The sequence below is a fragment of the Enterobacter sp. BNK-8 genome, assembly GCF_048685095.1.
Lineage (GTDB): Bacteria > Pseudomonadota > Gammaproteobacteria > Enterobacterales > Enterobacteriaceae > Enterobacter > Enterobacter quasiroggenkampii.
Genome location: NZ_JBLQTN010000001.1, coordinates 1026363 through 1049487 on the forward strand (window position 1 = coordinate 1026363; position 23125 = coordinate 1049487).

Annotated in this window: 16 protein-coding genes; 9 read left to right on the plus strand and 7 right to left on the minus strand. The window is 58.6% G+C overall.

Annotation, left to right across the window (positions count from 1 at the left end; all coding sequences use genetic code 11):
* The first annotated feature begins 57 nt into the window (after window positions 1-57).
* From ACMGGU_RS04935 to ACMGGU_RS04950, 4 genes are all read left to right on the plus strand, one after another.
* Window positions 58-1152 (plus strand): HlyD family secretion protein, encoded by a 1095-nt coding sequence (locus ACMGGU_RS04935; protein WP_048222160.1) that lies wholly within the window; start codon window positions 58-60, stop codon window positions 1150-1152.
* Entirely contained in the window at window positions 1149-2720 is a 1572-nt protein-coding gene (locus ACMGGU_RS04940) for a DHA2 family efflux MFS transporter permease subunit (RefSeq protein ID WP_048027030.1), read from the plus strand. Before ACMGGU_RS04935 ends, ACMGGU_RS04940 begins: the two co-directional genes overlap by 4 nt.
* A complete protein-coding gene (locus ACMGGU_RS04945) occupies window positions 2720-4243 on the plus strand; it encodes an efflux transporter outer membrane subunit (protein ID WP_167212304.1) in 1524 nt (507 codons plus the stop codon). Before ACMGGU_RS04940 ends, ACMGGU_RS04945 begins: the two co-directional genes overlap by 1 nt.
* A gap of 107 nt (window positions 4244-4350) precedes the next feature.
* On the plus strand, window positions 4351-5391 hold the full coding sequence (locus ACMGGU_RS04950; RefSeq protein ID WP_262796009.1) for an aldo/keto reductase: 1041 nt from the start codon (window positions 4351-4353) through the stop codon (window positions 5389-5391).
* Between the two features lie 114 nt (window positions 5392-5505).
* Here ACMGGU_RS04950 and ACMGGU_RS04955 read toward each other — a convergent pair whose 3' ends face one another.
* Window positions 5506-6609, minus strand: coding sequence for a succinylglutamate desuccinylase/aspartoacylase family protein (locus ACMGGU_RS04955; protein WP_420300291.1), 1104 nt, complete (start codon window positions 6607-6609; stop codon window positions 5506-5508).
* A gap of 299 nt (window positions 6610-6908) precedes the next feature.
* Here ACMGGU_RS04955 and ACMGGU_RS04960 point away from each other — a divergent pair, with 299 nt between their 5' ends.
* The 3 genes from ACMGGU_RS04960 to ACMGGU_RS04970 are packed head-to-tail and all read left to right on the plus strand — an operon-like array spanning window position 6909 to window position 10391.
* On the plus strand, window positions 6909-8285 hold the full coding sequence (locus ACMGGU_RS04960) for a glycoside hydrolase family 1 protein (protein ID WP_420300292.1): 1377 nt from the start codon (window positions 6909-6911) through the stop codon (window positions 8283-8285).
* 51 nt (window positions 8286-8336) lie between these two features.
* Window positions 8337-9659 (plus strand): PTS sugar transporter subunit IIC, encoded by a 1323-nt coding sequence (locus ACMGGU_RS04965; protein WP_196346025.1) that lies wholly within the window; start codon window positions 8337-8339, stop codon window positions 9657-9659.
* A 15-nt stretch (window positions 9660-9674) separates the two neighbouring features.
* A complete protein-coding gene (locus tag ACMGGU_RS04970; protein WP_262752365.1) occupies window positions 9675-10391 on the plus strand; it encodes a GntR family transcriptional regulator in 717 nt (238 codons plus the stop codon).
* A 46-nt stretch (window positions 10392-10437) separates the two neighbouring features.
* Here ACMGGU_RS04970 and ldtB read toward each other — a convergent pair whose 3' ends face one another.
* Entirely contained in the window at window positions 10438-11358 is a 921-nt protein-coding gene (ldtB, locus tag ACMGGU_RS04975) for a L,D-transpeptidase (RefSeq protein ID WP_032649383.1), read from the minus strand.
* Between the two features lie 222 nt (window positions 11359-11580).
* Between ldtB and ACMGGU_RS04980 the strand changes: the two genes are divergently transcribed.
* Complete coding sequence (locus tag ACMGGU_RS04980; RefSeq protein WP_032656351.1) at window positions 11581-13176, plus strand: ABC-F family ATPase; 1596 nt, start codon at window positions 11581-11583, stop codon at window positions 13174-13176.
* An 83-nt stretch (window positions 13177-13259) separates the two neighbouring features.
* Here ACMGGU_RS04980 and ACMGGU_RS04985 read toward each other — a convergent pair whose 3' ends face one another.
* Both ACMGGU_RS04985 and ACMGGU_RS04990 read right to left on the minus strand, forming a co-directional pair.
* Window positions 13260-15623 carry a TIM-barrel domain-containing protein gene (locus ACMGGU_RS04985; protein ID WP_420300293.1) on the minus strand — a complete coding sequence of 788 codons (2364 nt, stop codon included), beginning with the start codon at window positions 15621-15623 and terminating at the stop codon, window positions 13260-13262.
* A 17-nt stretch (window positions 15624-15640) separates the two neighbouring features.
* Window positions 15641-16942, minus strand: a complete 1302-nt coding sequence (locus ACMGGU_RS04990; protein WP_045909413.1) for an MFS transporter — start codon at window positions 16940-16942, stop codon at window positions 15641-15643.
* 288 nt (window positions 16943-17230) lie between these two features.
* On the opposite strand from ACMGGU_RS04990, the gene ACMGGU_RS04995 reads away from it, so the two are divergent.
* Complete coding sequence (locus ACMGGU_RS04995) at window positions 17231-18304, plus strand: LacI family DNA-binding transcriptional regulator (protein WP_045909412.1); 1074 nt, start codon at window positions 17231-17233, stop codon at window positions 18302-18304.
* Here the strand turns inward: ACMGGU_RS04995 and ACMGGU_RS05000 are convergent.
* The 3 genes from ACMGGU_RS05000 to ACMGGU_RS05010 all read right to left on the minus strand — a co-directional run bounded on the left by ACMGGU_RS05000 (window position 18301) and on the right by ACMGGU_RS05010 (window position 23122).
* Window positions 18301-19557, minus strand: a complete 1257-nt coding sequence (locus tag ACMGGU_RS05000) for a DUF1479 domain-containing protein (protein ID WP_420300294.1) — start codon at window positions 19555-19557, stop codon at window positions 18301-18303. The two genes, ACMGGU_RS04995 and ACMGGU_RS05000, sit on opposite strands and share 4 nt — an antisense overlap.
* Before the next feature lie 149 nt (window positions 19558-19706).
* Window positions 19707-20522, minus strand: coding sequence for a Cof-type HAD-IIB family hydrolase (locus tag ACMGGU_RS05005; protein ID WP_420300295.1), 816 nt, complete (start codon window positions 20520-20522; stop codon window positions 19707-19709).
* Between the two features lie 167 nt (window positions 20523-20689).
* The gene (locus ACMGGU_RS05010; RefSeq protein ID WP_420300296.1) at window positions 20690-23122 is read right to left on the minus strand and encodes a formate C-acetyltransferase/glycerol dehydratase family glycyl radical enzyme; all 2433 of its coding nucleotides are present in this window, start codon (window positions 23120-23122) and stop codon (window positions 20690-20692) included.
* Window positions 23123-23125: the final 3 nt, after the last annotated feature.

Below are 23125 nucleotides of genomic sequence, written 5' to 3' on the forward strand. Positions count from 1 at the left end.
TAGCTTTAGTGAACGGCATAGTGTGATGCCGCTCACTGACAGGACCGTTGCTGAACTATGGCTGAAGATCAAAATAAGCCTGCTGACGAGCAGGACAAAAATAATAATGAGCGTAAGCGCCCGGGCAAAAAACCGTTAATTATCCTCGGCATTGTCGTGGTGGTGATGGTTGTCGTGGCGCTGGTCTGGTGGTTTTTAACCCGTAACGAAGAGACGACTGACGACGCCTTTACCGACGGCGACGTGGTGACGATTGCCCCGAAAACGGCAGGCTACGTCACCGAGCTGCGGGTGCGCGATAACCAGCGCGTGAAAAAGGGCGATCTGCTGGTGGTTATCGATCCGCGGGATACCACCGCGCAGCGCGATCAGGCTCAGGCCCAGCTTGGGCTGGCTATCGCGCAGCTGCATCAGGCCCAGGCGCAGCTCGCGCTCTCCAAAGTGCAGTATCCCGCCCAGCGTGACGAAGCCAAAGCGCAGGTGCTGAAAGCGCAGGCCGATCTGGCGAACGCGCAGGCGGAGTACCGTCGCCAGCGCGGTGTCGACCCGCGGGCAACCACCCAGCAAAGCATTGATTCCGCGAACGCTCAGCTGCGCAGCGCGCAGGCGGGGCTGGCCAGCGCCCAGGCGCAGCTGGAGGTGGCAGAGCAGGTCCAGTTGCAAATCCGCCAGCAGGAAACCAACGTTGAAGCGCGCGAGCGTCAGGTCGATCAGGCGAAAGCGCAGCTGGAAACGGCCAATCTGAACCTCTCTTACACCGAAGTCCGCGCCCCGTTCGACGGGTTTGTCACCAAACGCAACGTGCAGCCCGGCACGCTGGTGCAGGCGGGAACGGCGTTGTTCTCCCTGGTTTCGCCGAACGTGTGGGTGGTGGCGAACTTCAAAGAGTCCCAGCTTGAGCGCATGAAGCCCGGCGATAAGGTCACCGTGTCGGTCGACGCGTGGCCGGATATGGCGCTTGAGGGCCATGTTGATAGTATCCAGCAGGGCAGCGGCTCGCGCTTCTCCGCCTTCCCGGCAGAAAATGCCACCGGTAACTTTGTCAAAATTGTGCAGCGCGTGCCGGTCAAAATCGTGATTGATAAGGGGCTCGATCCGAACAAACCGCTGCCGCTGGGGCTGTCGGTTGCGCCGAAGGTGACGGTGGAATGACGGATCACAGCCACGACAGCTGGAAGCCCGCCAGCAATCCGTGGGCGGTGGCGATTGTCGTCACCCTGGCGGTGTTTATGGAGATCCTCGACACCACCATCGTCAACGTGGCGCTGCCGCACGTTGCAGGCTCACTCTCGTCCAGCTATGACGAATCCACCTGGGTGTTAACCAGCTACCTGGTCGCGAACGGCATCGTGCTGCCCATCTCGGCGTTTCTGAGCCGCGTCTTCGGCCGCAAGCAGTTCTTCCTGATCTGCATCGTCATGTTCACCGTCTGCTCGTTCCTCTGCGGCATCGCCACCGAGCTGTGGCAGATCATCCTGTTCCGCGTGATGCAGGGCTTTTTTGGCGGCGGGCTACAGCCCACGCAGCAGTCGGTACTGCTCGACTACTTCAAGCCGGAGGACAGGGGCAAAGCCTTTGGGCTCTCGTCCATCGCGATTATTGTTGCACCGGTCCTCGGCCCGACGCTGGGGGGCTGGATCACCGACAATTACTCCTGGCGCTGGGTGTTCTTTATCAACATCCCGGTGGGGATTGTCACGGTGCTGGCGATCTACCAGCTGCTGGAAGATCCGCCGTGGGAGAGCAAGTCAAAAGAGAAGCTGACTATCGACTGGACGGGGATCGGCCTGATTGCCCTGGGGCTGGGCTGCCTGCAGGTGATGCTTGACCGGGGGGAAGATGAGGACTGGTTCTACTCGAACTTTATTCGTACCTTCGCGGTGTTAACGCTTATCGGCATTATCGGTGCCATTTACTGGCTGGTGTATGCCAGAAAACCGGTGGTGGATCTGCACTGCATGAAGGACCGCAACTTTGCCATCTCCAGCCTGCTGATGGCGGGGATGGCGATGATTTTGTACGGCAGTTCCGTGGTGATCCCGCAGCTGGCGCAGCAGGACCTGGGCTATACCGCTACCTGGTCCGGGCTGGTGCTGTCGCCCGGGGCGGTGCTGATTGTGCTGACCATTCCGCTGGTGCTGAAGCTGATGCCGGTGGTGCAAACGCGCTGGATTATCGCCTTTGGCTTTACCTGTCTGGCGGTGTCGTTCTTCTGGTCGCGCACGCTGACCCCGGATATCGACTTCGAGACGCTGGTGCTGTTCCGCAGCGCCCAGTCACTGGGGCTGGGGTTCCTGTTTGTACCCCTGACCACCATTGCCTTTATTTCGATTCCAAGACGGCTGAATGCCGATGCGGCAGCGTTGTTCACCATGTTCCGTAACGTCGCGGGCTCGGTCGGGATCTCGCTGTCGACGGCGGCCATCACTGAACGGTCCCAGGCGCACAGTGCGCATCTGGCGTACCACGCCTCGCCATTTAACGAGCAGTTCCAGCAGGCGATACGCGAAAGCGCCCAGGCGATCCAGAACTTCACGACCCAGGTGGGAGACCCCACCGGCATCGCCACCGGACGCCTGTACCAGACCATGATCGAGCAGTCGCGCTTTTTGGCCTACATCGACGTCTTCACCATCCTGAGCGCCGTGGCCTTGTTACTGATTCCGTTTTGTTTGTTGCTCTCGCCGGTTAAGAGCGAGGGGAGTGCAGGAGCACATTGATGATACACAGACGTTTACACCCCCTGATGATAATGATGCTGCTGGCAGGCTGCGCCGTCGGACCGGACTATCAACCGCCCGCGCCGCCTGCTGTCACGCACTGGAACGATAAGGGCGACAGCGCGGTAAAATCGCAGACGACCTCCGCGGCGACCAACCCGCGCTGGTGGAAGACCTTCGGCTCGCCACAGCTCGACAGCCTGGTGGAACGCGCCATTGCCGGGAACCTGACGCTGCAGCAGACGGTGCTGCGCATCGCCGGCGCGCGCGAGCAGATTAACCAGGCGGGCGGTGCGTTTTACCCGTCGGTGAACGGCAATCTGCAGGCGACGCGCCAGCAGCTCGGGCTGGAAGGGGAGCTGAAATCCCACGGCGTGTATGACCAGGTGGATAGCATCGATCCCGCTCTCAAGGGCGCGCTGGGACCGCTGACGCAGCCGATCAACCTCTACCAGGGCAGCTTCGACGCCCAGTGGGAAATTGACCTGTGGGGTAAGGTGCGTCGTCAGGTGGAAGCCGCCGAAGCGCAGCAGAAAGCGGCTATCGAGCAGCGTAACGACGCGCTGGTGTCGCTGGAGGCGGAAGTGGCGCGCGCGTGGCTCCAGCTGCGCGGGGCGCAAAGCGTTATCGACACGCTGAACACCCAGATTAAAAGCGCGCAGCAGACGCTGGATCTGACCGAGAGCCGCCAGCGCGGCGGGCTGTCGCCGCAGATGGACGTGGAGAATGCGCGTGCACAGCTGGGTAACCTGGAGGCGCAGCTGCCGCAGTACCAGGCGCAGGCGCGTCAGGCGATGAATGGCCTGGCAATCCTCCTGGGCAAGCCGCCGGGGGCGCTGGATGCGGAATTACAAAGCGTGCAGCCGATGCCCGCGCTGCCGGATATCGTGCAGACCGGCATTCCGTCGACGCTGGCACGCCGCCGTCCGGACGTGCGTGAAGCGGAGGCGAACCTTCATGCCGCCACGGCGCAAATCGGCGTCTCGGTGGCGGAGCTGTTCCCGAGCTTTACCCTCTCCGGGCAGTTTGGCCTGCGCAACAGCGAAACCAACTGGCTGACCGACTGGAGCAGCCACTTCTACAGCTTTGGCCCGCAGGTCTCCATTCCCATCTTCCAGGGCGGTCGGCTGGTCTCCAGCGTGAAGGTGGCGCGCGCGCAGCAGGGGGCGGCGGTGCTGGACTATCGTCAGACGGTACTCACCGCGCTTGGCGATGTCGAAAACGCCCTGGTGAGCTATCGCACCGACCAGCAGCGTGAAGCGGGTCTCGCAAAAACGATCGACGCCCTGCAAAACGCCTTTGATTTAGCCAGCGACAGCTATCGCCAGGGGATCGCCAGCTTCATTGACGTGCTGGATGCCCAGCGACAGCTGGCGCAGGCCGAGCAGCAGCGCGCGCAGGCGCAGGTGCAAAGCGCGCTCGATCTGGTGGCGCTCTACAAGGCGCTCGGTGGCGGCTGGGAGCCGTATCAGCAAGTGCAATTACCGGACTACAGCGTCTTTGGCGACGCCCCGCGCGGATAAATTTTCAGAGGATTGGGCAAGAAACGGACAGGAACGCCACATTCGCGATGGCTGAGGGGCGGGTATAACTATCGGGTACCCCTTAAACGACATGCGAGGATTATCTTATGCGTTATCAAAAACTGGGCAACACCGGTCTGTTCGTTTCTGAACTGTGCCTCGGCACCATGACCTTCGGCGGTGAAGGCGGCATGTGGGGCAAGATTGGTCAGCTCCAGCAAAGCGAAGCAGAACAGCTGGTGGGCCGCGCGCTGGATGCCGGGATCAACTTTATCGATACCGCGGACGTTTACTCGGAAGGGCGTTCGGAGGAGATCACCGGCCAGGCGCTGAAAAACCTGAAAATCCCCCGCGAGAACGTGGTCGTCGCGACCAAAGTGTTCGGCGAAACCGGAACGGCAGGGGTGAACTCGCGCGGCAGCTCGCGCTATCACATCATCAGCAGCGTGAAGGAGAGCCTGCGCCGCCTGCAGCTCGATCATATCGATCTTTATCAGCTGCACGGCTTCGACCCGGCCACGCCGATTGAAGAGACGCTCTATGCGCTGGATAACCTGGTGCAGCACGGCCACGTGCGCTATATCGGCGTCTCGAACTGGGCGGCGTGGCAGATTGCCAAAGCGCTGGGCATTTCCGAGCGTCTCGGGCTGGCGCGTTTCGCATCCCTCCAGGCGTATTACACCATCGCCGGACGCGATCTTGAGCGCGAGCTGGTGCCGATGATGCAGAGCGAAGGCGTCGGGCTGATGGTCTGGAGCCCGCTGGCAGGCGGCCTGCTGAGCGGAAAATATGGCCGCGACGGGCAGAGCGAAGCCGGTGGTCGTCGTCTGGAGTTTGACTTCCCGCCCGTGAACAAAGATCGCGCCTTCGACTGCGTGGACGTGATGCGCACGATCGCCGAAAGCAAGGGCGTCTCCGTCGCGCAAATCGCGCTGGCGTGGCTGCTGCATCAGAAAGCGGTGACCAGCGTCATCATTGGCGCGAAACGCGTTGAACAGCTGGACGACAACATTGCCGCCACCGGGATCCGTCTCAGCGAAGACGAGCTTCAGCAGCTTGATGCGGTGAGCGCGCTGCCGCGGGAATATCCTGGCTGGATGCTGGAGCGGCAGGGTGAATATCGCCGCAACCAGCTCGCGCAGCAGTAACACTCCGCATCAGGTAATTTTTTAATTTGTTTGCCCCTCGTTGCAGCAGTCGGCAAAAGCTGTTTATTTCATTAAGCATGCTTTTGCCGATTTAACGATGGGCTGTGGCGGCAATCAGCAACCGTCTTTGCAGGTTGCCGCTGGATTTTGCTCAAGGATTCTTACCAGCAGGGCTCGGGGTTCTCTGACCACATCTGTTCCAATTGACAGTACTTTGCCGTCCCGCTCTGCTGAATACTTCGCGACAACATCACCGAACGCATTTCGCTGCAGGGCGACCTCTTGTCCTGCTTTTACCGTGTCGCCGGGTTTAACGAAAACTTCCGCAAACCCACCTGTGGTTGCACGTATTGAACTGATAGCATTACCAATATACGTTTTATTACTGCTGGCGGTTGCGCCGATTTTGCCTTCAATAACCTTGTAGTGGATCAGTACATTGAGGGCCCCCTCTAAGCCCCGGGCAATCATATCCTGCTGGTAAATCCTCGGTTCTCCCGTCTCGGCCGTTATCGCCGGGATACCATTTTGAATAAAGGTTGTCTCCATTGAGCCGGCTTCGCCGGGATCTTTCTTAATTTGATCGGCCGGAAAAAGTTCTGCAATCGTCCGGGCATCCGCATTGCGGTAGTCGGCATAAATGAACAGCGGATAAGCCGTTCCGGTAGACTGGGTGTGATAGTCAATCGCCAGGTCTACATTTCCCTTGTAAACCTTATTCCACATCATCCATGCCTGACGCTCAGCAGAGTTACCCGTTTCTTTTCCTGGATGTACGCGGTTGTAGTCGATCGTCTCACCACCATCGGTTGAAACAGACCATGTCCGGGAAACCCTTTCAAGACCAGAACGGTTTGGGCCAATAATACCAATAACGCTTCCTTTCATTTTGGCGGGGTCCAGTTGTTCCATCACTTTTTGTACGATACGAACCCCATTTAGCTCATCCCCGTGGACGCCAGCCTGAAGCAGAACTTTCTTCCCGTCCGTTTTCCCTTTTGCCACCATTATGGGGACATACCATCGCTGTCCCGTTCCTGTCTCAACCCCCTCGAACATGAAGCGATGTTGTCCTGCTGTCAGGTCAGCTACATCCAGAGTCGAGATAACAGGTACTCCCTGCACCTTATCACCCGTATACACCGTTGCCGCGTGAGTCATTGAGCATGACAACGCTAAGCTAAGAGCGAATGCGATACGGCTAGTAGATATCTTCATGTGCGTCATTTTCCATTTGATAGGGTTGAGATTTTTATTTTCCGGCCAGGGCCTGGGTTCATGCTCATTAAGTTAATAATGATTTTATGAGGCCAGCCAGTGGCACGATCGGGAAATGTGATTTTGCATAGGCTAACGCTCCGACCTCAGGAAAAGGATTTGCGCGATCCATTTTCATGCCCGGCTTCTTCTTTCCAACATACCTCACAAAAAACGATCCTCCTCTTTGATCGTTTTTACATCTTCGCATATATGACTAGTCATGAATTTTTAAATGACTAGTCATATAGGGAGAGAACATGAAGAATCAGCTGCCAGCCAACTTTTTATGGGGCAACTCGGTCTCCAGCATGCAGACGGAAGGGGCCTGGAACGAGGGCGGGAAGGGGATGTCGGTGTATGACATTCGTGAAGCCGGGGAGAACGTCTCCGACTGGAAAGTCGCGACCGACTCCTACCACCGCTACCGGGAAGATTTCGACCTGATGCAGGATCTGGGCATGAACTGCTACCGCTTCCAGATCTCCTGGAGCCGCGTCTGCCCGCAGGGCGACGGCCCGTTCAACGACGAAGGCATCGCATTTTACGACCGCTTTATTGACGATCTGATCGCCCGCGGCATCGAGCCGATGATCTGCCTGTACCATTTCGACATGCCGCTCGCGCTGGCGCAGGAGTACAACGGCTTTATCGATCGCCGCGTGATGGACGCTTTTATCCGCTACGGCAAAAAGATGATCGACTGCTTTGGCGACCGCGTGAAGTACTGGCTGACCTTCAATGAGCAGAATATTTTCCATATGCCGGAAGCTTTCCGCATTTCCGGCTATATGAAAGGCGAGAAAACCCTGCGCGAGCTGTACCTGCTCCAGCACCATACGATGGTGGCGCACATGGCGCTGACCGAATACCTGCACCAGACGAAACCGGGCCAGCTGATGGGCGGCATGCTGGCGCACCAGCTGATCTACCCGGCCACCTGCAAACCGCGCGATATCTTCTGCGCCCAGCAGTATGACGAATTCCTCAACCAGAATTTGCTGCGCGTCTTTGCCGGGCAGGGCTACAGCCCGGCGGTGATGGCGGTTGTGGAGCAGGAGGGCTTTGGCGATATCTTCCGCGCAGACGATCTCGCGCTGCTGGCGCGCACCCAAAACGACTATATGGCCTTCAGCTACTACGCCAGCAAAACACTGGACAGCGATGCGATCCCGGAAGGCACGCCGGTGAACTATTACCTGCTGCACGGCGAGAAAAATAACCCCTACCTGAAAGCCACCGAGTGGAACTGGCAGATCGACCCGCTCGGTTTTCGCACCATCATTACCCGCTATTACAACGACTGGCGCCTTCCGGTGTTCCCGATTGAAAACGGCATTGGGGTGATTGAGTCCTGGGACGGGGTGAACCCGATTGAGGACACCTACCGCATCGACTATCACCGGGCGCACATCGAGGCGATGAAAGCGGCGATGTTCGAAGACGGGGCAGAGGTCATTGGCTACCTCGGCTGGGGGTTAATCGACATTCTTAGCTCCCAGGGCGACATGCGTAAGCGCTACGGCGTGGTGTACGTCAACCGGGAAAACCACGACCTGAAAGACCTGAAGCGCGTGCCGAAGAAGAGCTACGCGTGGTTAAAACAGGTTATCCATACCAACGGACGCGAGATGTAAGCCGTACGCTGCCGGGCCGTTTTTGTGACTGATTGATGGGAACACGCCGCTATGTCTGAAACAAAAATCACACCGCACATGCAGTCCTTTGTCGATAAGTTTGTCGAGTTCTCGGCGCGCCTGGCAAACCAGGTGCACCTGCGCTCCCTGCGCGACGCCTTCGCTACGGTAATGCCCATTTTCATCCTCGCCGGTCTGGCGGTGCTGGTGAACAACGTGGTGTTTCCGTGGATGTTTAAGGGCGATACGCTGGCGCATTTTCAGGTGTGGGGCGAGGCGATTATCAACGGCACGCTGAACATCGCCGCGCTGCTGCTGGCCCCGATGATTGCCTGGTCGCTGGCGCGCAACAAAGATTTCGACAACCCGGTCTCGGCAGTGGTTATCGCCGTCAGCAGTTTTATCATTATGATGCCGATGCGCTTACAGATTACGCCCGTCGGCAGCGACGCTGCGGTCAGCGTGACGCAGGTGCTGACCTTCGCCAATATCGGCTCCACCGGGATTTTCGCCGGGGTGCTGATTGGGCTGCTCTCAACGGAAGTGTTTATCGCCATCTCGCGGTTGAAGGCGCTGCACATTTCGCTCGGGGAAAACGTCCCCCCGGCGGTGAGCAAATCCTTTACCGCGCTGATCCCAACCATTCTCACGCTTTCCCTGTTCGCAGTGCTCGCGGCGATACTGGCAAACGTGCTGCATACGGACCTGATCCATCTCATTACGACCTTCATCCAGCAGCCGCTGCGGCTGATCAACACCAGCCTGCCGGGGACGATTTTCATCTATAGCTTCGGCAACTTCCTGTTCACGCTCGGCATTCATCAGTCAGTGGTCAACAGCGTGGTACTGGAGCCGTTCCTCCTGATCAATACCAACGAGAACATGCTGGCCTTCGCAAACGGCCAGCCCATTCCGCACATCATCAATAACATCTTCGTGCCGACGTTCGGCATGGTGGGCGGCACGGGCAGCACGATCTCGCTGCTGATCGCCATCTTTATCTTCTCCCGACAACAGTCGGCGAAGCAGGTGGCGCGCCTGTCGCTGGCGCCGGGGTTGTTTAACATCAACGAGCCGGTGATCTTTGGCCTGCCGATCGTGTTTAACCTGCCGCTGATGATCCCGTTTGTGCTGCTGCCCGCGATAGGCATTTACTTCGCCTGGCTCTGTACTACGCTGGGGTTCATGTCGCGCTGCGTGGTGATGATCCCGTGGACCACGCCGCCGATTCTCAGCGCCTGGCTGGCCACGGCGGGGGACTGGCGGGCGGTGGTGGTGCAGTTGGCAATCATCGTATTTGGTGTATTCTTCTACCTGCCTTTCCTCAAAATTGCCGAGCGAGTGGCCTTGAAAAACAGCGGGATAGAAAACTAACAGAAAGGAAGGACGATGGCGGCGAAGTACATCACCATAGCGCGGGAAATCAAGAAACGCATTATCAGCCAGCAGTACGCCGCCCATGAACCGCTGCCGGACCAGTTTGCGCTGGCGGCGGAGTTCAGTACCAGCCGGATGACCATCCAGCAGGCGATGCGCCAGCTGATCGTCGAAGGGCTGGTCTATACCCGCCAGGGGCAGGGGACGTTCATCCGCAAAAATTTCCTCCAGCTTTCGCAGTGGGATCTCTCCGGCAGCGACTACTTTGGCGCGACCAAAACCTGGGCGCATCTGGGTACGGTTACGAGCCAGGTGGTGCATTTCGAACTGCGCTTCCCGAACGAAAAAGAGCAGGCGTCGCTGATGATTAACGCCGATGCGCCGATCTACGACTTCATTCGCCTGCGTTTGCTGAACGGCGAACCGATGTCGCTGGATTCCACGGTGATGCCGATGAATCTGGTGCCGGGCCTGACGAAAAACCATCTTGAAGGTTCAGTGTTTCAGTACGTTCAGGAGACCCTGGGGCTGAAAATTATGGGCTCGTATCGGGTGGTGCGGGCGCTTAAGCCCAGCGTGCTGGACAGAGAGCATCTGGTCTGCGAGGAAACCGATCCGGTGCTGGAGGTGGAACAGGTCATTTATCTGGAAGATGGCACGCCGCTGGAGTATGCCCACTGTCACTATCGGTACGACCACGGCGGGATTGTGATCGTGAATAACGGGTAAAAAAAAGCGGGCCTCGAAGCCCGCTTTTTTAATGCGCGTGACGTGATTAGTTCAGACGTACCGGCATACCGGAACGGTTCTGCACGGCCTGGTCAACAATCGCCGTTTCAACGTCTGGCTGAGACGTTACCGCCTGTACCGCGCTGTTCAGCGTAACAGGAACGACTTCGTTGTTGTTGATCTGGTCTTCGCTGGTGGACAGCGGGTTGTGCACTTCGATGTAGCGGCTGCCGTCTGGCTCAGACGTTGCTTTCACCGGTTCGTTGATGAACTGCACACGCGTACCGACCGGCACGTTTTCGAACAGGAACTTGATGTCGTCGTTACGCAGACGCACGCAGCCGTGGCTCACGCGCAGGCCTATACCGAAGTTGGCGTTGGTCCCGTGAATCGCATACAGACGGCCAATGTACAGGGCATACAGACCCATCGGGTTATCCGGGCCTGCTGGCACAACGGCTGGCAGCGGTTCGCCCGCAGCGATGTATTCCGCGTGCATTTTAGCCGTTGGCGTCCAGGTTGGGCCCGCTTTCTTACGTTCAACTTTGGTGGTCCAGTTCAGCGGGGTGTCTTTACCCAGCTGGCCGATACCGATTGGCAGCACGATGACGGTATTGGTGCCTTTCGGGTAGTAATACAGACGCATTTCGGCGCTGTTAATTACGATACCTTCATGAACGGTATCCGGCAGGATCAGCTGCTGAGGGATATTCAGCACGGTACCTGCTTTCGGCAGGTACGGGTCAACGCCCGGGTTCGCTTCCAGCATGTTAGACAGACCCAGCTGGTACTGCGCCGCGAAATACTCCAGCGGCTGAGAGTTACCTTCAGGAACCGTCACCACCTGGTTTTGACCCACCAGACGGCTTCCGTCGGTCGGCAGGGGATACGTCACCGCAGACGCGGTCTTACAAAAACCTACTACGGCTAACGCCGCCGCAAAAAGCGCTGTTAATTTCATGTTCATGTTGTGCGAGGTATCTAAGCCATTCTGGCGATGAGTTGATAAGTCTGAATCTGTGATGGGAGCGCATTATATGTGCATTCCCGCTCACTGGGAATTCAGATGTGTACGAAATCACATTTTTTTCGATTTTGTTAAAGTTTAGTGGATGGCCGCAACGCGGGATCTCAATTCGGAATTGTGGCATAATGCCGTGTTTATCACACTTTTCGCAGGAATCTCCCCGTGTTAGTTACCAGCAACGTCACTATGCAGTTTGGCAGTAAGCCGCTGTTCGAAAACATTTCCGTCAAATTTGGCGGCGGCAACCGTTACGGCCTGATTGGTGCCAACGGTAGCGGTAAATCCACCTTTATGAAGATCCTCGGCGGCGATCTGGAGCCGACCCTCGGCAACGTGTCGCTCGATCCGAACGAGCGCATCGGTAAGCTGCGTCAGGATCAGTTCGCCTTCGAAGAGTTCACCGTGCTAGACACCGTGATCATGGGGCACGCGGAGCTGTGGGAAGTGAAGCAGGAGCGCGATCGCATCTATGCGCTGGCCGAGATGAGCGAAGAAGACGGCTATAAAGTGGCCGAGCTGGAAACGCAGTACGGCGAGATGGACGGTTACTCTGCGGAAGCGCGCGCGGGCGAGCTGCTGTTGGGCGTCGGCATTCCGGTTGAACAGCATTACGGCCCGATGAGCGAAGTCGCGCCAGGCTGGAAGCTGCGTGTGCTGCTGGCTCAGGCGCTGTTCTCTAACCCGGACATCCTGCTGCTCGACGAACCGACGAACAACCTGGACATCGACACCATCCGCTGGCTGGAGCAGACGCTTAACGATCGCGACAGCACCATGATCATCATTTCGCACGACCGTCACTTCCTGAACATGGTCTGTACGCACATGGCGGATCTGGACTACGGCGAGCTGCGCGTCTATCCGGGCAACTATGACGAGTACATGACGGCGGCCACTCAGGCGCGCGAGCGTCTGCTGGCGGACAACGCCAAGAAAAAAGCGCAGATTGCCGACCTGCAGTCCTTCGTCAGCCGCTTCAGCGCTAACGCCTCTAAATCGCGTCAGGCAACCTCGCGTGCGCGTCAGATTGATAAAATTAAGCTGGAAGAGGTTAAAGCCTCCAGCCGTCAGAACCCGTTCATCCGCTTCGAGCAGGACAAGAAGCTGTTCCGTAACGCGCTGGAAGTGGAAGCCCTTACCAAAGGCTTCGATGAAGGCCCGCTGTTTAAAAACTTCAACCTGCTGCTGGAAGTGGGCGAGAAGATTGCCATTCTGGGCGCCAACGGCGTGGGTAAATCTACCATGCTGAAAACCCTGGTCGGCGAACTGCAGCCGGACAACGGCACCGTGAAATGGTCCGAAAACGCGCAAATTGGTTACTACGCGCAGGACCATGAGTACGAGTTCGAAAATGACCTGACCGTCTTTGACTGGATGAGCCAGTGGAAGCAGGAAGGCGACGACGAGCAGGCGGTGCGCAGTATTCTGGGTCGTCTGCTGTTCAGCCAGGACGACATCAAAAAGCCTGCTAAAGTGCTCTCCGGTGGCGAGAAGGGCCGCATGCTGTTCGGCAAGCTGATGATGGAAAAACCAAATATCCTGGTGATGGACGAACCGACTAACCACCTGGACATGGAATCGATCGAATCCCTGAACATGGCGCTGGAGATGTATCAGGGCACCCTGATCTTCGTCTCTCATGACCGTGAGTTCGTCAGCTCGCTGGCGACCCGCGTGATCGAAATTACGCCAGAGCGCGTGGTGGACTTCACCGGTAACTACGAAGATTACCTGCGCAGCAAAGGTATCGACGGCTAAAAAAAAGCCCGGTGGCGCTTCGCTTACCGGGCCTACGGGTGACTTTGTAGGCCGGGTAAGGCGAAGCCGCCACCCGGCAATGTTCAGAGCACCCACTCACTCCTTTCAACCCCGTTCACCCGCAGCGTACGTTTTTCCCCCGCCGGTAATGACACCTTCAGCGCCTTCCACGCCGGACGATAATCCCCGCGCGCGTTCACTCTCAGGTTGATGGTTGCGCCGTCGCACACCATTTCCCATTCCACCCACAGCGCATTGCCGTTCTGATAACCCCAGCTTTCACCGTCGTCTTCAAACAGCAGCCCCGAGGTTGTGCCGACGCCTTTCACCGGGAACAGCTTCAGCTCGCGGGTCGTATCTTTTTCGGCACTGACATGCGTGATGCGCTCGCTCAGCGGCAGACCGGCTCCGGCGCGCACCAGCAGCGGCAGTTTTTCCAGCGGCGCATCGAGGACGATGGATTGCCCGCCTGCATACCACGCGTGGGTGTAAAAATCATACCAGCCCGTTTCGTTATCCGGCAGCCAGACCCGGCGCTCGCGCTGCCCGGCTTCGACGACGCTGGCGACCAGCAGGTCGCGGCCCAGCAGGAAGTCGTCGCACTCTTCGAAGGTCTGCGCATCGTGCTCGTGGTCGAGGAAGGTCGGGCGCAGCATCGGCTCGTCGTCGGCGTGCGCCTGCCAGAGCAGGGTATAGAGATACGGCAGCAGGCGGTAGCGCAGCTCAATCGCGCCGCGAATGGCAGGCGTGACGCCCGGATACATCCACGGCTCGTTTACCGTGTGGTCATCGTTCCACGAGTGAATGGTAAAGCGCGGGTGCATCACGCCGTTCTGCACCCAGCGCACGAACAGCTCGGCATCCGGCTTGTCGCCGGAGAAACCGCCCACGTCATGGCCGACGTTGAACAGCCCGGACAGGCTCATGCCCAGCCCCATGCGGATGTTATAGCGCAGCGTGTCCCAGTTGGTGCGGTTGTCACCGCTCCAGGTCTGAACGTAGCGCTGCATCCCGGCGCAGCCGGAGCGGGAGATGAGATACGGGCGTTTTTCCGGCGCAAAGCGCTGCTGCGCTTCCAGCGAGGCGCGCATCATCAGCAGCGGCATGACCGGGCGAATATGCTTGATGGCGATCTCCTTGCCGAAGCCAAAGCAGCGGGCTTCCCCGTCCCACACTTCGTACTCGTTGTTGTCGTTCCAGGTGGAGTCGATGCCCATCTCCAGCAGCTGCGTGGTGACGCCGTTCTGCCACCACTGCACCGTCTGCGGGTTGGTAAAGTCGAGGTGCGAGCCTTCGTCATCCCAGAAGCTGGAGCGTTCGGGTGCATCGGTTTCTGAATCGCGAATGAACAGGCCGCTCTCCGCCACTTCGCTGTAGCGCGGATGATCCTGCAGCAGGCACGGCTTGATGTTTGCGGCCAACTTCAATCCCGCGTCGTGGAATGCCTGGCTCATCACCTTCGGCTGCGGCACCTTGTCATAGTTCCAGTTGAAGACGTAGCGCTTGCCGTTGATGGAGGTATAGCCAGACGAAAGCTGGAACGAGTCGCACGGAATGGCGTGCTCTTCGCACAGGCGGATGAAGTTCATCAGCTGATTCTGCGCGTCCGGCGCGTCGGTGTAGTGCATGGTCGAGCCGCTGTAGCCCAGGCTCCATTTCGGTCCGAACAGCGTTTTCCCGGTCAGGCGCACAAAGGCTTTGGTGACGTCCAGCACTCGCCTGCCGGTAAAGATGTAGTAGTCGATATCGCCCGCTTCCGCCTGCCAGCGGCGATAGGCGGTGTGGTAGTTGTCGATTTCGTTACCCAGATCCAGCCAGCAGCTGCTCAGGTTGTCGTAGAACAGGCCGTAGCTCACGTCGTCGCGGCGGGTAAGGGTGAACGGAATGTGCTTGTACAGCGGGTCGGTGCTGGCGGCGTTGTAGCCCATGGCGTCGAGGTTGCGCATCTCGTAGCGTTTACCGTTGCGCTGCAGATCGCCCGCTTTCTCACCCAGGCCGTAGAAACGCTCGTCTTTACGACGGCTGAGGTAGTGCGCCACGCCGTCGCCGTGGGCGTTCAGCAGGTAGGCGCTGGTGGGGCGGTCGTTGACCAGCGGCTGCCACTCGCCCGCCTCATTGCGGTAGTGCCACTCCAGCCACAGCGGCTGGTGCACGGTGACGCGCAGCTGTTCGGTTGCCACGGTTAACGTGTCGTCCTGCTGCGTCAGGATCCAGGCCGGGCAGGTGAAGCCGCTGACATCGTCACGACGGCGACCTTCCCACGGCACGTCTTGTTCCGGGGCGATGCTCCAGGTGCGGTCCAGCGCCAGCTCGCCTTTGCGTTTGATCAGCACGCGGAACAGGTTCTCTTCCAGTACATACAGGCACAGGCGGTGCTGGTTATCGACCAGCAGTTCAAGATGGTTTGCCGACTGCGTATCAACGGTCCAGTTTTTCAGGGTTTTCATATGCAATACATCCACTATCAGGCGCGCTTGGCGCGACGTTCAGCAATAAATGCTACCAGGAAGAGAGCGCCAATCAGGTCAAAGAAGCCCATGGCGATAAAGAGCGGGTTAAAGCCGATTTTGTCGGCGGTCACACCGATTAACAGCGAGAACAGGAAGCTGGCGATCCACGCCGCCGAGCCGCGCATGCCGTTGACTGTCGCCATCTGGCCTTTGTCGAACGACTCAACGACCAGGGCGCTCAGCATGCAGGAGATGATCTGGTGCCCGAAGCCGCCGATGGAGATCAGCACGATGGTGATATACGGGTCGCGGGTAATGGCCACGATGGCCAGCGAGATCATCAGGAACGCGCCCGTCACGGAGCTGGCGACGACAGAGTTCACGCGGGAGCAGCCGAACAGGCGGGTGTACAGACGCGTCAGGTAACCGCTCGCCACGCTGCCGAGGTCAGCGGCGAGGAACGGCAGCCAGGCAAACATCGCAATCTGCTTCAGATCCATGCCGTGCTCTTTGGCAAGGTACAGCGGCACCCAGAAGCTCAGCACCGCCCAGGCCGGTTCCGCCATAAAGGCCGGGATGGCGATACCGTAGAAGCGTTTGTTCTTCGAGACGGTTTTCAGCGCGGTCAGGAAGGGCAGTTTGACGGCAGGCGGTTCGTTATCCTGCTTGATAAACGCCAGCTCGTCCTTGCTCAGGTTCGGGTGCTGCTCCGGGTTATGGTAGAACGCCCACCACAGGATCACCCACAGCAGCGCCAGCACGCCGGTAAACATGAACGCCCCCTGCCAGCCGAACGACGCGTGAGCAAAGTAAATGATAGGCGGAGCCAGCATCGCGCCGATAGAAAAGCCCACGCCCGCCCAGCCGGCAGCAACGGGACGCTCTGATTTCGGGAACCATTCACCGATGGTTTTGGCGTTCGCCGGGGTAGCGGCGGCTTCGGAAGCTCCCATAAAGAAGCGCAGAATCGCCAGGTGCAGCCAGCTTCCGGCGCCCGCATGGAAAATACACATCAGCGCCCAGATCCCGGCGCAGACCATAAAACCAATCTTCAGGCCGATCACGTCAATCAGCCAGCCGCACAGGGGCTGGAAAATGGTGTAGGCAATCTGGAACGCACCGACGATCCAGGAGTATTGCTCGGTGGTGATCCCAAGGCTCTCTTTCAGTTCCGGGGCGAGGATCCCGAGCGAGTTTCGGGTGATGTAGTTAACGGTGACGCCAAGTAAGAACAGCACCAGCACGTACCAGCGCAGGTTCTTGATGACGCGACGGGTTTTGCTTGTCGCAACGGTGTTATTGATGTCCTGACTCATTTTACTCTCCACAAGACGGACGGTAAGGGGACGGAGGTTCAGGTGTCACACAGATTTTTATGCCTTTGATTTCTATCCGTTTAAACTGCTTAAGTTGGTATACAACTAGTATGGAAGTTGTGTGACAGGTTCACCTTAAGGGAGAAAATGAGCGGGCAATAGTCTATTTTGTGCAAAATTTCTCATAACTGACGTAAACACTATGGCAGGATGGTATTGATGTCAGTTATTGCCTGACAAACACGCTATGAAAATTTTTTCATTTCGCAAATGGAGCCAGATCACAAAATGGACAAAAGGCTAAAAATCACCGAAATCGCTGCCCGCACGCAGCTCTCGATCAGCACCGTGTCACGCGTGCTGGCGGGGAAAGCGAATACCAGTGAAAAAGCGCGCGCAAAGGTGCTGGCGTGCGCGCGGGAGCTGGGCGTGATGGAGGGCATGGCGGCGGGACGGCTGCTGCTCAATAGCCTGGTGGTTTTTGCTCCTCAGCGCGCCTTCGACGAGCGGTCCGACATCTTTTACTACCGCGTGATCCAGAGCGTGAGTAAAGGCCTGGCATCCCACGATGTGCGCCTGCGCTACTGCGCGCTGGAAGAGAACGACAGCGACGCCCAGCTGTTTCTGGCGCGGATGAACGAGTCGGACACGCAGGCCGCCATTCTTCTCGGTATCGACGACCCGCATATCCACGATCTGGCGGTGGACGTGGGTAAGCCCTGCATGTTGATTAACTGCCGCGACCGGCACATGCGTCTGCCTGCCGTTGCGCCGGATCACCGCGCCATTGGCGAGCGGGCGGCGGAATACCTGTTCGAGATGGGGCACCGTGAGGTGATGAACGTGCTGTGCCTGCGTCGCTACACCATGGAGCTGCGTCTGTCAGGGATCCGTGACGCGTGGCAGTCTCACAACCTGGCGTTCAACGACAGGCGCGATCTGCTGGTGGTGCCCAGCTTCAGCGCGCGCGAAACGGAACAGGTGGTCAGCGCCTGGCTCAGCGAAATGCAGGGCAAGGATTTGCCAACCGCGTTCCTGGTCGGTGGCGATTTTATGGCGGCGGGGACCATCAGCGCATTACAAAACCACGGCCTGCGCGTGCCGCAGGACGTCTCGGTGATGAGTATTGACGGGTTTAACCTGGCGGCGATCCAGGATGTGCCGCTCACTGCCGTGCATGTTCCCCGCGACGAGCTGGGAACGGAAGCGGTACACATGCTCCAGCAGCGGCTCATGCGCCCGGACGCGCCGGTGGGGACGTTACTGCTTAACGGCACGCTGACCGTGCGGGAATCGGTACGGCGGATACGTCAGGGAAAACGACGCACCGCCGTTGAGCGGGAAGGGCTGTATGACAGTTAGACCATGCCCAGCGCGCGCTTGCCGTGGATGTTGAGATCGTTCACGGTAAAGCGGTCCTGCCAGCTCTTTTCATAATCTTCGCGTGGGAAATCCCCCGGCGATGCGCCGGTCTCCAGCGCTTCCTTGACCTTCTTCGCGTAGGCGAGGTTTTTCTCGCACATCGGTGCGGCGGGGATATACATCACGTTGCCCCAGCCCTGCTGATTGTCCACCGGCGCGACGGAGTGGATCACATCGCAGTGCCACCACACCGAATCGCCCGCGTCCAGCGCCGGAATGCTGGTCAGCGCCTCGATGAGCAGCGGGTGCCACTTCTCGGAAATCGGCAGCACGCGCCCCGGCGCCACGCCGCACAGCTCGTCTTCCGGCACGTCGTCCAGCAACGGACGCAGCAGAATGTACGCCATCGCTTCCGGGATCGTCACCACGTGCAGCAGCCCCTGGCCAGGGATCATGTCCGACAGCGCGGTCCAGCCCTGGAAGGTGCGGAACACCGAGCATTTGGTGGTGTTATCGACGGTATACTCTTCCACTTCGGTACGGTGCGCGGCGTTCCACGGATCGTATTTCTCGACGTTGCCGTCAAACACGCGGGCAAAGACCTGCTGATAGGCCGGCAGCAGCCAGCGCTCCAGCGCACCGGAGTCGGTATGCGCGCCCAGCCCTTTCGAGGTGGTTCCCGGCGGACGGCGGCGAATACGATCCGGGTAAATCACGCTCACGTCCGGGTCAAACCACTGCTTGCCGTTGCTCTCGAACGTCCATAAACGGTTCAGGAACGACTGCACCTGCGCCATCTCTTCGCTCTGACGCGCCTGCATCTGCGCCTGCGACCAGTAGATCGGGTAAATCTCCGGACGGGAAGCGGTCAGGGTGCCAAAGAAGTTATCGCCTGGCCCTTTGTACACCTCGTCAAACTTGTTCAGATCGAGGTAGTCGAGCATCGACTGATCCCACGCCAGCGCCTGCTCGCGCGGGAAGTGACCTTTAATCACCGCGCAGCCGCGGCGTTTAACGGCGTCGCGCTGCGTGTCGGTAATCGTGCCGTTTTTTACATCGGCAAACGGGATCACCGGCCAGACGGATTCACCTTTATTTTTAAGCGCGTTAATTTCCGCCACGCGGGTGGCAATGCTATCGCTGAGCTTGTTGAACACCGCCTGCACGTCGCCGATCTGCGCGCGTAACTCACGTTTCAACTGACGGATTGCCGCTTTGTGATCCGCCGGCAAGGTTTCACTGGTAAAGGTCATAACTGCCTCGCATCTTTCATTCGAAAGTAAAAGTGTCTACAAGTGATACTTTAAGTTAAAAATAAGTTAATGCAAGTTTAAAAACTTGACGTGCGCCACAGGACGGAAAAAGAGTGAGAGGCCGGAGCCAGGCTCCGGCGAAGAAAGGATCAGGCGTCGAACGGGGAATGGTTGTCGAGCACGGCCTGAATGACGTTCAGCGCGCCCTGATGGTTGTTGTCATCGGTGCTGTAGCGGCTGATTTCTTTGATGCTCTCTGCCGCGTTACCCATCGCAAAGGAATATTTCACCAGCTTCAGCATCTCGGCATCGTTGCCGCTGTCGCCAATCGCCACGCACTCTTGCGGGGAGATTTTCCAGCGCTTCAGCAGACGGCTGATGCCGTTAGCTTTGTGCAGGCCGGGGATAATCAAATCGACAAAGCCAAAGCCGCTGGTGACCGGCTTCATGATGCCGTCCAGCGAGACGTGCAGCTTATCCACCAGATTGGGGATATCGCTGTCCGGCAGGTTCAGGGAGAACTTAAACAGCACGTCGTCAATGTCGCGGTAATCGCTAATGCGCTTTAAGCGGTGGTAGTGCTTTGACATCAGCGCCACGAACGCGTCCGGGGCTTTATCGCTGACGTACGCGCTCTTCAGCCCGCAGGCCACGAAGTTCAGCCCTTTATCTTTCAGCAGTTCGCCAATCACGATCTGCGATTCATGGCGGGTCAGCTCACCGTGAAAAATCTGCTCCCCGCGATCGAACACCAGCGCGCCGTTTTCCGCCACGAAGGAGATCCGATCTTTGAGCTCCGGAAAAAAGGAGATGAGCTGGTAATACTGGTTGCCGCTGGCGACAACGAATTCAATGTCGCGGGCTTTAAGCTGTTCAAACTGTGCCTGGAAGCGGTCACGATCGTACTGCTTGGCATCATCAAGAAAAGTTCCGTCCATATCGGTGACGATAACTTTAACGGTCATACTGTGCTCCTGGGTCACTGCGTTTTGAAACATTCTAATAACAAGGTGACGGGGAGCACAAATTTAATTTCGAATGAAAGTCAGAAAGCCGGGTGGCGGCTTCGCCTTACCCGGCCTACGGGGAGACTCTGTAGGCCCGGTAAGCGCAGCGCCACCGGGCGTTTTTCTTACAGCGTATGTTCAGTACGGGCGATAATATCGTCCTGCGCATCCGGCGACAGGGCGGTGAAGAACGCCGAGTAACCTGCGACGCGCACCACGAGGTCACGATACTGGTCAGGGTGTTTCTTCGCCTCCAGCAGCGTGTCGCGGGAGACAATGTTGTACTGAATATGCCAGCCCTTATGTACCTCGAAGAAGGTGCGCAGCAGCACCATCAGCTTCTGGCGATCGCTGTCGTTTTCCAGCGTTGACGGGTTCAGCTTCTGGTTCAGCAGCACACCGCCGAGAATCGCCTCGGTAGGCAGTTTACCCACGGAACCGATGACCGCCGTTGGACCCAGGTGGTCGGTACCGGAAGCCGGGCTTGCCCCTTCCGCCAGCGGCGTGTGCGCCTTACGTCCGTCCGGGGTGGCCATCGTCGCCGCGCCAAACGGCACGTTCGCGGAAATCGAGGAGGTGCCTGCGTAGTAGTTACCGCCAATCGGGCCGCGGCCGTAGCGCGGGTTATGGTATTGCTTCAGCTCTTCAATGTAGGTCTGATAGGCGCGGGTCAGCAGCATATCCACGCTGTCGTCATCGTTACCGTACTTCGGTGCGCCATTGATCAGACGTTGACGCAGCTGCTCGTGGGTCAGCCCGTCGAAGTCATCCGCCAGCGCCGCCGCCAGCTGCTGCTGGCCAATGACGCCCTGTTCGAACACCAGCTTCTTCACCGCTGCCAGGCTGTTGCCGAGGTTGGCGATCCCCACCTGCAGGCCGGACACCCAGTCATACTTCGCGCCGCCCTGCTTGATGCTTTTCGCGCGCTCGATGCAGTCGTCCACCAGCGCCGAGCAGAGAATATCGTGGACGTTCTCTTCCAGCATGGTGTCCACCACGTACTCAATTTCGATGGATTTGCGGGTGTAGTAGCGGATCTGGCTATCCCAGGCCGCCATCACCTCGTCGAAATTGTCGAAGTTACCGGCAGAGAGCGCTTTCTCCTGTGGCAGGAATACCTTGCCGCTGGTGGCATCGCGGCCGCCTTCCAGCGCGGCCAGCATCACGCGGGCGAAGTTGATAAAGCTCATGCCGGTGCAGCGATAGCCCCACTTGCCGCCCACCGCGGTTTCGATACAGCCGATGGCCGCGTAGTCGTAGGCGTCGTCTCGTTCAACGCCGAGCTTGATGAATTCCGGGATCACGATTTCGTCGTTGTTGAACGCGGGCATCCCGAAGCCGCAGCGGATCACCTGCACGCAGGCGTCGAGGAAGTCGTTGCTCATGCCCGCGTGGTAACGCACGCTCAGGTTCGGCTGGGTGGAGCGCAGACGGCCGCAGGATTCCAGAATCGCGTAGGAGAGCGGGTTCACCGCGTCCATCGGCTCGCCGTTGACCAGCTTCTGGCCGCCGATGGTGACGTTCTGGTACAGCGGGCTGCCGGCGGAGGCTTTGGAGTGCGAGCCGGAGCGGATCTTATTCACTTCAAGCAATTTCAGCCAGCAGCTGTGCAGCAGCTCAATGGCGTGTTCGCGATCCAGGCTCTGGTTCAGCTCCACGTCCCGGCGGTAGTACGGATAGAGATACTGGTCCATACGCGCGAAGGAGACGGAGTGGCCGTTGGACTCAATCTGCAGGATCAGCTGAATGAAGTAGCACAGCTGCAGCGCCTGCCAGAAGGTTTTTGGCGGCTCGTGAGCAATCACGTCGCAGTTTTCTGCCATCGCCAGCAGCTCATCGCGGCGGCTTTCGCGGGTTTCGGTGGAGGCCATCTCGCGCGCCAGATCGGCGAAGCGTTTGATGTGCAGGCTCACCGCTTCCAGCACGATATCAATTGCCTTCAGGAACTGATCGCCGTGCAGGTCTTCCAGCACCGTCAGGTTGATGCGCGAGCGGCGCTCGGCCACTTTGGCGCGCAGGCCGCCGAGACCTTTCTCCAGCACCAGCGGGAAGTTCACCGCCAGGTGCGCGTCGCCGGAGGTCATGTTGCCTTCGGCTTTGATGATGCCGGTTTCCAGCAGGCCTTTCTGCTCGTCGGTGAACATGCCATAGCAGCGGTCCTGCACCGTCTGGCCGCGCCACCACGGGCAGATCTCATGCAGCACACGCTTGTTCTCTTCACTCACCGCAAAGCCCGCGCCCGGACGGTCCGCCAGGTCGTCAATCTCTTTCTCAATCCAGGAGACGGTGTATTCCGGGAAGATCGGTGCGGCGCGCACTTCGCTGGCCTGGTTACCGATAATCAGCTCGTCGTGTTTGATCCAGATGGTACGCTCGGCCAGGTGATGGGCCAGCGCCAGGGCGCGACGGACCGGGATCGGCTTGTCCATGTGCTGCTGGTACATTTCGGTGTAATGCTGCGCGCGCTCGGTGCAGACCGGCGGCTTAACGATATGCACCAGCGCCGTTTTGTGCGTCTTAATGCGCTCGCTGAGGGTGTTGAGATTCAGGGTTGTCATAAG